The following is a 12,306-nucleotide window of genomic DNA, read 5'->3' on the forward strand; positions in this document are numbered from 1 at the left end:
ATGGTCGGGCGCGGCGGTTTCGTCACTCTGAGCTCTTCTTCTTTGTCTTCGGCGCCGCTTTGGACTTGCTGGCCGCTTTGGCCTTGGGTTTAGCAGCTGCCTTTTTCGGTTTGTCTTCGCCCGCCTCGTCGCCCTCGGCTTTTGCGGTCTTGGCGGGTTTGGCCGTCTTCGCTTTGGCCGGAGCCTTCTTGGCCTTGCCCGTGCCTTCCTTGGCGGCGCGTTCGGTTATCAGCGCCAATGCCTCTTCCACCGTCACGCTCTGCGGGTCCTTGCCCTTGGGCAGGGTGGCATTCACCTTACCCCAATTGACGTAAGGGCCATAGCGCCCGTCGCGCACGGTGATCGCGCCGCCATCGGGGTGGTCGCCCAGCTCCTTCAGCGCTGCGGCTGTTGCCCCGCGTCCGCGGGCACCGCCCTTCGTCTGCTTTTCGGCGAGAACCGTCACGGCGCGGTTGAGGCCGATGGTGAACACGTCCTCAATACTTTCGACATTGGCATAGGTGCCGTCATGCAGGATGAAAGGCCCGTAACGGCCAAGGCCTGCGGTGATCATCTTGCCTGTTTCCGGATGCGCCCCAACCTCACGCGGCAGGGACAGAAGGTTCATTGCCTTTTCATAGTCGATCTCGGCAGGCGCCCACCCTTTCGGCAGGGAAGAGCGCTTGGCCTCCTTGCCGTCACCACGCTGGACGTAAGGCCCGAAGCGGCCCGAGCGCAGCGTGATCTCTTCCCCGGTTGCCGGGTCCTGTCCCAAAGCCTTCGGCTCATTGCCGACAGCTTCTGCCTCCGCACCGCCTTCCGAAGAAAGCTGGCGGGTATAATTGCATTCGGGATAGTTGGAGCAGCCGACAAAGGCGCCGTAGCGACCGAGCTTCAGCGACAGGTTGCCCGTGCCGCAGACCTGGCAGATGCGCGGGTCCGAGCCATCCTCACGCTTGGGGAAGACCAGTGGCGCCAGCGCCTCGTTCAGCGCGTCGAGCACATTGGTAACGCGCAGCTCCTTGGTATCCTCAATCTGGGCGAAGAAATTCTGCCAGAAGTCGCGCAGCACATCCTTCCAGTTCAGTTCACCAGCGGAAATCTTGTCGAGCTTTTCCTCAAGATCGGCAGTGAAATCATATTCGACATAGCGGGTGAAGAAACTTTCGAGAAAAGCCGTCACCAGCCGCCCCTTGGGCTCGGGGATAAGCTTTCGTTTGTCGATGGTGACATAGTCGCGGTCGCTCAGCGTCTTCAGCGTCGCGGCATAGGTGGAGGGACGGCCAATGCCCAGTTCTTCCATCTTCTTGATCAGCGATGCTTCCGAATAGCGCGGCGGCGGTTCGGTGAAATGCTGCGAGGCGTTGATCTTTTCCTTGGCCAATGTCTCGCGGGCATTGATCTCCGGCAGGCGGCCATCCTCGTCGTCATCGGCCTGTTCGCCATCCTCTTTCTGGTCGGTATAGGCCGCGATGAAACCATCAAAGCGAATGACGGAGCCGACGGCGCGAAGAGTGGCCTTCTGCCCGCCATTGTCGGCGAGAATGTCGACCGTGGTGCGTTCGATCTCGGCAGAGGCCATCTGACTGGCAATACCGCGCTTCCAGATCAGATCGTAAAGCTTCAATTGGTCGCCATCGAGAAAACGGCGTACCTTGTCCGGGCTGCGATTGAAATCGGTGGGGCGGATCGCTTCATGCGCTTCCTGGGCGTTTTTCGCCTTGGTGGAATAAAAGCGCGGCTTTTCCGGCAGGTAGCGCTGGCCGAACTGGTCGCCAATGGCAAAGCGGGCGGCATCGATGGCTTCCGGCGCCATCTGCACGCCGTCAGTACGCATATAGGTGATCAGACCGACCGTTTCGCCGCCGATATCGACGCCTTCATAAAGCTTCTGCGCCACCTGCATGGTGCGCGATGCAGAAAAGCCGAGCTTGGAGGAAGCGGCCTGCTGTAGCGTAGAGGTTGTAAAGGGTGGTGACGGGTTGCGTTTGACGGGTTTGGCCTCGACCGTTTCCACCCCGTAGCTTGCGCCTTCGAGCAGGGTCTTCAGCCGGTTGGCCTCTTCGCCATTGCCGATGCCACGGGCCTGCAATTTCTTGCCGCCTTCAGCCACCAGCCGGGCCTCGAAGCTCTCGCCGCGTGGGGTCTTGAGCAGTGCGGAAATATTCCAGTATTCCTGTGTGACGAAGCGTTCGATCTCGTTTTCGCGGTCGCAGACGAGGCGCAGCGCCACAGACTGCACCCGGCCTGCCGAGCGGGCGCCCGGCAGCTTGCGCCACAGAACCGGCGACAGATTAAAGCCGACCAGATAATCCAGCGCGCGGCGCGCAAGATAGGCATCGACCAGCGCCAGATCGATGTCGCGCGGCGCAGCCATGGCATCGAGAACAGCCTTCTTGGTGATGGCGTTGAAGACGACGCGTTTGACAGGCTTGTCGCCAAGGACCCGCTTTTTCTTCAGCACATCCAGCACATGCCAGGAAATGGCTTCACCCTCACGATCCGGGTCGGTTGCGAGGATCAGGCCATCGGAGGATTTGACCGCATCGGCAATATCCTTGATCCGTTTGGCAGAGGCGCCATCCACCTCCCACAGCATCTCGAAATCCTGATCCGGCAGAACGGAGCCGTCCTTGGCGGGAAGGTCACGGATATGGCCGAAAGACGCCAGCACCTTATATCCCGAACCGAGATATTTGTTGATGGTCTTGGCTTTGGCTGGAGATTCGACAACTACGACGTTCATTGTGTTTCCGATAAACTTCCCGTTACAACGTTGGCAGTGCCGCGTTCCATAAACGCAGACAAGACGCTGTAACACTTTAAGTCACCTGCATATTTTCATCTTAAATCGATTCTGACTTCAGGTGAAAACCATACAGTATGGCGATCATATGGGCATTTTAGCCGCAAGAACCAGATGCGGTTTTCCGACATGAACAGGGATCGTCTCCGGGTCAAGCCCCTTCATGCATTTTATGCTCTACACGTCACCACAACCTAAGATATGTTTTTATTGCTATTGCAATCAATGATAATTTCTGTATCGTTAAGTGTGTACCGGGTTGAATACATTTTTAGGTTGAAATTTGCAACGGATACCTGCAATGAATAGTCAAAGAGCCGGCAAAACTGATAGCCGTGAAACCATCGCCTATATTCGGCAAATGCTGGGGGAGTTACGTCTGGTTGCTGAAAGGGAAGAGGCTCAGATGCTCTGCTATCTGATCGAAATGGCCTATGAGGAGGCGGGTGATCTACAAAATCGTGTGCGTCCGGGCTTATCGCGCCAGCGGGTCACCCCGCAAGCGTGATGGAGACGAGCCCGCCGGGGTGGCGTTGCAGCCGTCCGGCAATATCCAGTTCCAGCAGCACCAGGTAAACGGCATTGGCGGCAAGGCCGGTATGGCGGATGATGTCATCGACCTCGACAGGTGTTGGCCCAAGCGAATCGATAATGGTCATCCGCTCGCGCTCGTCAGGGGGCGCATTGAAGGTTTCGCTTTCCTCATAGGCAGGTTCTTCGACGCGTGGCTCGGTGAAGAGGTCGATTTTGCTCAAGGGAGCGAGTGCTTCGAGAATGTCACGCGGTTCGGTTGTGACGATCCCGCCATTTTTCAACAGGCCATTGGTGCCATGGCAGCGCGGATCGAGCGGCGAGCCGGGAACGGCAAAGACCAGCCGTCCAAATTCGCCCGCCAGTCTTGCCGTGATCAGCGAGCCGGAACGGCTGGCGGCCTCAATGACCACAACCCCAAGTGATGTGCCGGCAATCAGCCGGTTGCGGCGGGGGAAATCGCGGGCGCGCGGTTCCCAGCCAAAGGGCATTTCGCTGATCGCCACGCCCTTGCCGTTCCAGATATCTTTCAGAAGCTCGACATTTTCGGGCGGGTAGGGCTGGTCTAGCCCGCCTGCCATCGCCGCCATGGTGCCGCTGTCAAGGCTCGCTCTATGGGCGCTGGTATCGATGCCACGCGCCAGGCCCGAGGTGATGGTATAACCGGCAACGCCGCAGTCACGGGCAATCAGGCTTGCCATTTTCGCGCCGCTGATTGAGGCATTGCGCGAGCCGACAATGCCGATGGAGGGCCGGGTCGCGGTTTCACCATCGCCTTTCATTGCTAGAAGCGGCGGTGCGGCGTCGATCTGGCGCAGCGCCGGCGGATAATCCGGCTCACCGATGCCGACAAAGCGCGCGCCGAAGCGGCGGGCGAACTCCAGCTCGCGTTCAGCCTCATCCCGGCTGGCGATGCGGATGGCCCGCGTCGCCCCGCCGCGCTGTGACAGTTCCGGCAGCATGTCGAGCGCCCGTTCAGCGGTGCCAAAATTGTTGATCAGATCGCGAAAGGTGGCGGGCCCGACATTGTCGCTGCGGATCAGCCTAAGCCAGGCGATCCTCTGCTTCTCCGTCAGCGCAATGCCCGAACGTCCTGCGCTGCGAAGTGACATGGCCTATCCCTTTTTGCCGATCCTGCTTTCCGTGCCGGAAATCAGCCGCTCGATATTGGGCTTGTGCTTGCCCCAGGTGATGACGGTCATCGCGGCGGTCACGAGTGCTGCTTCCTGCTGACCCAATAGCCACAACGCAACCGGAATGACAAGGGTTGCAACCAGTGCGGACAGCGAGGAATAGCGGCTGAGATAGGCAACCGACAGCCAGACAATGGCGAAGACCAGCACCATCAGCGGGAAAATGCCAAGCAGCGTGCCGATATAGGTGGCGACACCCTTGCCGCCTTTGAAGCGCAGCCAGATAGGAAACAGATGGCCGATAAAGGCGGCAAAGCCGCCAAGCAGGCCGGGAAGATGCACCGTATCCGAGCCGAACAGCTTTTGCGCCAGAAGGGCGGCGAAGGTCGCCTTCAGCGCGTCGAGCAGCAGGGTGGCGGCGGCCAGTTTCTTGTTGCCGGTTCTCAGCACATTGGTTGCGCCGATATTGCCCGAACCGATCTTGCGCACATCGCCAAGGCCAGCCATGCGGGTGAGCAGCAGGCCGAAGGGAATGGAGCCGAGCAGATAACCGATCGCCAGCGAGGCGATCAGTGCGGTATGAGGGATCTGGCTGTAATCGATGCTGGGCATGACGGCCTCTTACAAAACGGAATGGACGAGCTTGCCGCCGACATAGGTGGCAACGGCACGACCGGAAAAGCGGGCATCCTCGAAGGGTGTGTTTTTCGAGCGGGACAGAAGCGCGTCTTTCGCCAGAATCCACGGCTCGTCCGGATCGATCAGCACGATATCGGCCTTCGCCCCCGGTTTCAGCGTTCCGGCATCGAGGCCGAAAATCTGTGCGGGCCGGGTAGAGAGCGCATCGATCAGCCGCATCAACGGCACCTGACCGCTGTGATAGAGCCGAAGTGCCGCTGCAAGCAGGGTCTCAAGCCCGACCGCGCCATCGGCGGCATCGGCAAAGGGCAGGCGCTTGGTATCGACATCCTGCGGATCGTGCGAGGAGACGATGATATCGATCTCGCCGCGTGCTAGCGCTTCAACCATGGCTACACGGTCGTCTTCCGAGCGCAGCGGCGGGGAGAGCTTGAAGAAACTGCGATATTCGCCGATGTCGTTTTCATTCAGCGACAGGTGATTGATGGAAATGCCGCAGGTGACGTTGACGCCGCGTCCGCGTGCCAGCCGGATGGCCTCGACCGATTCCGGTGTTGAAATCGTCGCTGCGTGGTAATGGGCCTTTGTCAGCCCGGCAAGGCGCAGATCACGCTCCAGCGGGATGAGTTCAGCCTCTTTCGGCACGCCGGAAAGACCGAGCCAGCTGGCCAGCAGCCCCTCGTTCATCACGCCGTTGCCGAGATAGTCCTCCCGGTTAGCCAGCATGATCACGGCGCCGAAATCACGGCCATAGGTCATGGCCCGGCGCAAAACCAGCGAATCGCGCTGACCATGGCGGCCATTGGTGAAGGCGACGGCGCCGGCCTGACGCATCAGCCGCATTTCGGTCATTTCCTCGCCATGTAGCCCCTTGGTCAGGGCCGCGGCGGGATAGATATGGACAGGTGCGGTGTCGCGCGCCGTTTTTCGGATAAATTCGACGAGAGCGATATCGTCGATCACCGGATCGGTGTCCGGCATCATGATCATCGAGGTGACGCCACCGGCAGCCGCGGCGCGGCCCGCTGATTCCAGCGTTTCCCGGTGTTCGGCCCCCGGTTCGCCGATGAAAACCTGCGCATCGACAAGGCCGGGTGCGGCGATCAGGCCGCGGCAATCGCGGATCTCGGCACCCTCCGGTGCGCCCTGGTTCAGTGCATCTGCGCCAGCGGCAAGGATAAGGCCATCAGCGCCGACGATGACGGTGCCGGTTTCATCGAGGTTGCGGGAAGGGTCGATGATGCGGAGATTTTTAAGAACGAGCGGTTTTGACATCATGCCTTCCTCAGCTTCTGGGACCGTTGTTTTCGGACACCAGCAGGGCTTCCATCACCGCCATGCGCACGGCAACGCCCATTTCCACCTGTTGCTCGATCACGCTTTGCGGGCCATCGGCGACATCGGAGGCAATTTCCACGCCCCGGTTCATCGGGCCAGGATGCATGACCAGCGCGTCTTCCTTCGCCGCCTTGAGTTTTTCGGCATCAAGTCCATAGAAGTGGAAATATTCACGCACGGAGGGGACAAAAGCACCGGACATGCGCTCGCGTTGCAGGCGCAGCATCATCACGACATCGGCGTCTTTCAGGCCTTCCTTCATGTCTGTGAAGACTTCCGCGCCCATCTCGGCAATGCCCGAGGGCAGAAGCGTCGGCGGCGCAATGACGCGCACGCGCGCGCCCATGGCGTTCAGGAGCAGGATGTTGGAGCGGGCAACGCGCGAATGCAGCACATCGCCGCAGATGGCGACGATGATGCGCGACAGCTTGCCCTTGGCGCGGCGGATGGTCAGGGCGTCGAGCAGGGCCTGGGTCGGATGTTCATGCTGGCCGTCACCGGCATTGATCACCGAGCAGGCGACTTTTTGCGCGAGAAGGGCGGCAGCCCCCGCCGAGGAATGGCGCACCACCAGCACGTCGGGGCGCATGGCATTCAGCGTCATGGCGGTGTCGATCAGGGTTTCCCCCTTTTTCACCGAGGAATTGCCGACCGACATGTTCATCACATCGGCACCCAGCCGCTTGCCCGCCAGCTCGAAGGAGGATTGCGTGCGGGTGGAAGCTTCGAAAAACAGGTTGATCTGGGTCAGCCCGCGCAGCGTCGAGGTTTTTTTCTCGCGCTGGCGGCTGATTTTTACGGCCTCGTCGGCCTTGTCGAGCAAAATGGTGATATCGGCTTCGGTAAGCCCCTTGATGCCAATCAGATGGCGATGGGGAAAGAAGACCATGCGCATGTCCTCCTGATGTCTGTCCTCACCCGGTTCTGGCGATGGGGCAGACGAGATGAAAGGCTTTGACGCCATACGGGATGATCGCGAAACCGCAGCCGTCTGAAGCAGTCGGGCGGTCTATACTGGCTGGCGGAACGAGGGGCAAGGGTGACAGCAGGATTTCCGAAAAGTGGTCACCGGTTTTCGGGTCAAAATCCTGCTCGTGGCAATAAGGCAGCATGCTTTGGTCACGTGTTGCAAGCCTCAATCCACCATCACAAGCCACGGCCACCGGCTCTGATAATCCTTGCACTTCTGGACAAAGAGATCGCGCAGGGGATTGTGCGGGTTTAGACGCAGAATGCCATTCCACATATCGTCATAACCGTCCGGGGCATAGACAGAACCGTTTTCAAGACTGATACCGAAGCGGGTACACAAAATCAGATAGCGATCGATGCCGTCTTCAACACGTTTGAGCGGTGGGCATGGAAACCCGAATTTTTCCCGATACCAGAGATGAACCCGGGCCTGATTTCTGATTTCAATCTTCTCTGCCCGGTCGCCAAGCTGTGCCTTTGCTTTTTGGATCAGGGCATCTTCCGCCGCCCATGAGAGATCGGTGTCATCGAAATAAAAGAGATCATAATCTTTGATGGCCCAATCCGGGTCTTTGCCGGTTTTGATATTCCATATCGTTTGCACGAGGCAGCCTGCCGTAAGGGTGGCCTGTGGGAGTTCAAGTGCAGAAAGCGCATCCAGAATCAGACGGTTCATTGCATTTCGTCTGACTGTCTCAATAAATTGTCCTTCAGAAAAATACATGAGTCGAAACCTCATTTGTTCTTTATATGTTCAGGTCTCTCGCCATTCCTGTCAACATGGTTCGGGGGTGTTTCGGGCCATGACGACGTGGCGCAACCGCAGGAAAATCCACAGCCATGCCAGACTGGAAGCGGCAGATTGCGTCTGCCTCTGGCGATTATCCTGGCGAAATTGATCGCTTGCTGTCGCAATTTTGCCAAATCGTGTTAAACACGGGAAAGGTTCCGGTTTTGCGTGTGTTTGAAACCGGTTAAATCCCGTTATTTGGAAAGCGCATGAACCGGACAGAAGAAAAATTGCTGGAACTCAATCAGCCCAGGCCCTGGTCCGGGGTGAATGCCTTTCGCACCGATCCGCTTCTGGTCGATCTGACGGCGGGGCTCAATCGCGGCCTGCGCGAGGATTACGATGCGCTTGGCCAGTATGTAACCTCAATGGAGGCGCAGGAACTGGCGCGGATGGCCAATCAGAACCCGCCGCAACTGCGCACCCACGGGCCGCGCGGCGAGCGGCTGGATATGGTGGAATTTCATCCGGCCTGGCACGCATTGATGCGTCGCTCCATGGCCAACGGGCTGCACAGTGCGGTCTGGGAACATCAGCCGGACATTCGTGGGCAGGAGCATCGTGCGCGCGCCGTGCGCTTTTATCTCACCGCCCAGCTCGAATGCGGCCATTTGTGCCCGCTGACCATGACCAGCGCCTCGGTGGCAGCCCTGATGGCCGCGCCCCGGGTGCAGAAGGAATGGGCGCCGAAGATTCTTTCGCGCAAATATGACAGTTCCAACCGTCCGGCCATGCAAAAGACGGCGGTAACGCTCGGCATGGGCATGACGGAAAAACAGGGCGGCACCGATGTGCGCGCCAATCTCTCGACGGCAACAAGGGCGGGCGAGGGCATTTATCGGCTTTCCGGCCATAAATGGTTCATGTCCGCGCCGATGAGCGACGGTTTTCTGATGTTGGCGCAGATGCAGGAGGGCATGGGCTGCTTTCTCGTGCCGCGTCTGCTGGAGGATGGCAGCGGCAACGGGCTGAGGTTTCAGCGGCTGAAAGACAAGATCGGCAACCGCTCCAATGCCTCTTCCGAGGTGGAATTTACCGATGCCTTCGGTTTTCTGATCGGTGATCCCGGTGCCGGCATCCGCACTATACTGGAAATGGTGACGTTGACGCGGCTTGATTGCGCGCTGGCGTCTGCCGGCATCATGCGCGCCTCGATGGCGGAGGCCGTGCATCATCTGCGTGGCCGTGTCGTCTTCGACAAGAAGCTGATCGACCAGCCGATCATGATCCGGGTGCTGGCCGATATGGCGCTCGACGTGGCGGCTGCGACCGCGCTGACCTTCCGGCTGGCCGAAGCCTTCGACCGCGCCGGTGACAGTGCGGCTGATGCCGCTTATGCCCGGGTGATGACGCCCGTGGTGAAATACTGGGTCTGCAAGATGGCCCCGCCGCTGATCTATGAGGCGATGGAATCGATCGGCGGCAGTGGTTATGTCGAAGAGCGCGCCATTGCCCGCCATTATCGCGAGGCCCCGGTCAATGCCATCTGGGAAGGCTCCGGCAATGTCATGGCGCTCGATGTGCTGCGGGTGCTGTCGCGCGGGCGCGACCTGTTCGATATGGTCTTTGCCGAACTGGAGCGCGATCTCGGACCCTCCGGCCGCAAGACCATTGAAGTTCTGCGCGCCGCCATGGCGCTCTGCGAGCGCGATGAGGGCGCCGCCCGCCTGCTGGTCGAGCAGATGGCGCTTGCCGCCGCCGCTGCCGAGCTTTACCGCATGGGTGCAGGCAAGATTGCCGACGCCTTTCTCGAAACCCGCCTTACCGGTGGCTGGCGTAACACTTACGGCGTGCTCGATGCCCGTTTCGATGGCCGCTATCTGATCGATCTGCTCTATCCGCCGGTAGATTGATCAGGCAGGTCTGTCTCTTTGGGGTGTCCATGGGGGCACCAAAAGTCTTCCAAAGTTTTGACGTAAGGCTCGGCAATGTCCCGAGCATCTAGAGCACCGTGCGATCAATATGACGCATTCTGCCGCAATGAATTTATGGGCTGATCAAGATTTTTGCCGAAGGGCATACCGCTTGGTACGTGCGAGGGAAAAATCTTGATCAGGACGTAAAGACATGCGGCCCTTCGGGTTTGCTGAAACTTGCCCCCCACTGCGTTAGATGGCTTGCCCGATGACATAGCATCGCGCTGCGCCATCCGCCTTGTGGGACGGCAAGTTTGAGCAAACAGAATGCATCATATTGATCGCACGATGCTCTAACCACGTCTATTTTATCAAGACACGGCAGATCCTCGGGACGGGACCGAGGATGACGGCAGGTTTTGCCGGAGATTGATTGATCAAACGAAAAAGGCCGCCCAAAAGGCGGCCTTTCCTTATTCCGTAGCAGCAATCGGCTTATTCAGCGTCACCTTCGGCGGCAGCAGCCTTTTTCTTCGGCGCAGCTTTCTTCTTCGGAGCCGGAGCCTCTTCGCTGGCGGCTTCTGCCTTGGCGTCGTCTTCGTCCTCGGCCATCAGCTCGTCCTTGGTGACGGTCTTGTCGGTGACGCTGACTTCGCCGATCAGCTTGTCCATGACCTTTTCTTCAAAGATCGGGGCGCGCAGCGATGCGGATGCACCGGGCGTGTTGCGGAAGAAGTTGATGATTTCGCGCTCCTGACCGGGGAACTGCTGCAGCTGGGCGTAAAGCGCACGCTGCATTTCTTCTTCGGTCACGTCGATGCCAGCCTTCTCGCCGATTTCGGAAAGAACCAGACCAAGGCGAACGCGGCGTTCGGCCAGCTTGCGATAGTCTTCGCGGGCCTTTTCTTCGGTGGTGTCTTCGTCTTCGAAGGTCTTGCCCGACTGCTGCAGATCGGTGTTGATCTGACGCCAGATGTTTTCAAACTCGGCATCGACCAGACCCTGCGGCGCGTCGAACTTGTACATTTCGTCGAGCTGGTCGAGAATCTGACGCTTCACCTTCTGACGGGTGACATTGCCATACTGGCCTTCGATCTGGCCGCGGACGATTTCCTTCAGCTTGTCAGCCGATTCGAGGCCAAGCTTTTCGGCCAACTCGTCATTGATTTCCACCGGAGCCGCAGCGGCGACGTCCTTCACGGTGATGTCGAAGGTGGCGTCCTTGCCAGCAAGATTTGCTGCCGGATAATCAGCCGGGAAGGTGACGGTGATCACCTTTTCGTCGCCAGCCTTGACGCCGACGAGCTGGTCTTCAAAGCCGGGGATGAAGCGGTTGGAACCGATCACCAGTTCGGCATCCTCGTCCTTGCCGCCGTCGAAGGCAACGCCATCGACCTTGCCGAGATAATCCATGGTGACGCGGTCGCCGTTTTCGGCAGCGCCTTCCTTGGTTTCGTAGGAACGGGCGCTTTCGGCGATCTTGAGGATCTGTTCGTTGACTTCGTCTTCGGAGACCTCGACCACTTCACGGGTCACCTTGATGCCATCGACCGGCTTCAGTTCGATGGCCGGGATGATTTCATAGGTGAGGGTGAATTCGAGATCCTTTTCAGCGGACAGGATCTTTTCGGCTTCCGCTTCGTCCTCGGTCATGGCGACCTGCGGCTGGGTGGCGGATTTTTCGCCGCGCTCGGACAGGATCGAGGCCGGACGGTCGCGAACGATTTCGTTGACCAGCTCGGCCATGACCGATTTGCCATACATCTTCTTCAGATGGTTGGCAGGTACCTTGCCGGGGCGGAAACCGTTGATGCGGACCTTGTCCTTGACTTCGGTGAGGCGCTCATTCATCCGCGCTTCCATATCGGCAGCCGAGATGATGACCTTGAGTTCGCGCTTCAGCCCTTCAGAGAGCGTTTCGATAACCTGCATGTCTTAACCTTCATGTCGTGGCGGCCGTGCTCTGACAGCCGTTGGTTTTTATTGAGCACGTCGCCGGAACTCTTTCCGGACGTGGTCCTGTCGCAATTCCTGTGCAGCGCGCTGCTTCTTCGGGCAAATCAGCGCTATCGCTTCCGGCCAGGCACGTCTTCTCGTCCGCTGCGATGCCGCGCGAAAAAATCCTGGTGCGGGTAGAGAGACTTGAACTCCCACGCCTTGCGGCACCAGAACCTAAATCTGGCGTGTCTACCAATTTCACCATACCCGCTCTCCTCACAAGGCGACGATGCATATCTGCATCACCTCGCCGGAGCGCGCGTC

9 protein-coding genes and 1 tRNA gene are annotated in these 12,306 nt (G+C 59.1%); 2 read left to right on the top strand and 8 right to left on the bottom strand.

Annotated elements, in window-relative coordinates; all coding sequences use genetic code 11:
• Positions 1 to 22: 22 nt before the first annotated feature.
• Positions 23 to 2,725, bottom strand: a complete 2,703-nt coding sequence (gene topA, locus NAC44_RS07685) for a type I DNA topoisomerase (protein ID WP_250939768.1) — start codon at positions 2,723 to 2,725, stop codon at positions 23 to 25.
• Between the two features lie 361 nt (positions 2,726 to 3,086).
• On the opposite strand from topA, the gene NAC44_RS07690 reads away from it, so the two are divergent.
• Positions 3,087 to 3,293 carry a hypothetical protein gene (locus tag NAC44_RS07690; RefSeq protein ID WP_250939769.1) on the top strand — a complete coding sequence of 69 codons (207 nt, stop codon included), beginning with the start codon at positions 3,087 to 3,089 and terminating at the stop codon, positions 3,291 to 3,293.
• Here the strand turns inward: NAC44_RS07690 and dprA are convergent.
• The 5 genes from dprA to NAC44_RS07715 form a co-directional block, all read right to left on the bottom strand.
• Positions 3,277 to 4,428: a DNA-processing protein DprA gene (dprA, locus tag NAC44_RS07695; RefSeq protein WP_250939771.1), complete on the bottom strand. Its 1,152-nt coding sequence runs from the start codon at positions 4,426 to 4,428 to the stop codon at positions 3,277 to 3,279. The two genes, NAC44_RS07690 and dprA, sit on opposite strands and share 17 nt — an antisense overlap.
• 3 nt (positions 4,429 to 4,431) lie before the next feature.
• Positions 4,432 to 5,061 carry a glycerol-3-phosphate 1-O-acyltransferase PlsY gene (plsY, locus tag NAC44_RS07700; RefSeq protein ID WP_250939773.1) on the bottom strand — a complete coding sequence of 210 codons (630 nt, stop codon included), beginning with the start codon at positions 5,059 to 5,061 and terminating at the stop codon, positions 4,432 to 4,434.
• A gap of 9 nt (positions 5,062 to 5,070) precedes the next feature.
• Positions 5,071 to 6,363, bottom strand: a complete 1,293-nt coding sequence (locus tag NAC44_RS07705) for a dihydroorotase (RefSeq protein WP_250939775.1) — start codon at positions 6,361 to 6,363, stop codon at positions 5,071 to 5,073.
• A gap of 10 nt (positions 6,364 to 6,373) precedes the next feature.
• On the bottom strand, positions 6,374 to 7,315 hold the full coding sequence (locus tag NAC44_RS07710; protein WP_250939776.1) for an aspartate carbamoyltransferase catalytic subunit: 942 nt from the start codon (positions 7,313 to 7,315) through the stop codon (positions 6,374 to 6,376).
• A 246-nt stretch (positions 7,316 to 7,561) separates the two neighbouring features.
• Positions 7,562 to 8,122: a nucleotidyltransferase family protein gene (locus NAC44_RS07715; RefSeq protein ID WP_250939778.1), complete on the bottom strand. Its 561-nt coding sequence runs from the start codon at positions 8,120 to 8,122 to the stop codon at positions 7,562 to 7,564.
• A 275-nt stretch (positions 8,123 to 8,397) separates the two neighbouring features.
• Here NAC44_RS07715 and NAC44_RS07720 point away from each other — a divergent pair, with 275 nt between their 5' ends.
• The gene (locus NAC44_RS07720) at positions 8,398 to 10,041 is read left to right on the top strand and encodes an acyl-CoA dehydrogenase family protein (protein WP_250939780.1); all 1,644 of its coding nucleotides are present in this window, start codon (positions 8,398 to 8,400) and stop codon (positions 10,039 to 10,041) included.
• Positions 10,042 to 10,539: 498 nt separating this feature from the next.
• Here the strand turns inward: NAC44_RS07720 and tig are convergent, their stop codons facing one another.
• Both tig and NAC44_RS07730 read right to left on the bottom strand, forming a co-directional pair.
• Positions 10,540 to 11,976, bottom strand: a complete 1,437-nt coding sequence (tig, locus tag NAC44_RS07725; protein ID WP_250939782.1) for a trigger factor — start codon at positions 11,974 to 11,976, stop codon at positions 10,540 to 10,542.
• A 192-nt stretch (positions 11,977 to 12,168) separates the two neighbouring features.
• A tRNA-Leu gene (locus NAC44_RS07730) sits at positions 12,169 to 12,253 on the bottom strand.
• Between the last annotated feature and the right edge of the window lie 53 nt (positions 12,254 to 12,306).

The sequence above is a fragment of the Allorhizobium sonneratiae genome, assembly GCF_023700755.1.
Classification (GTDB): domain Bacteria; phylum Pseudomonadota; class Alphaproteobacteria; order Rhizobiales; family Rhizobiaceae; genus Allorhizobium; species Allorhizobium sonneratiae.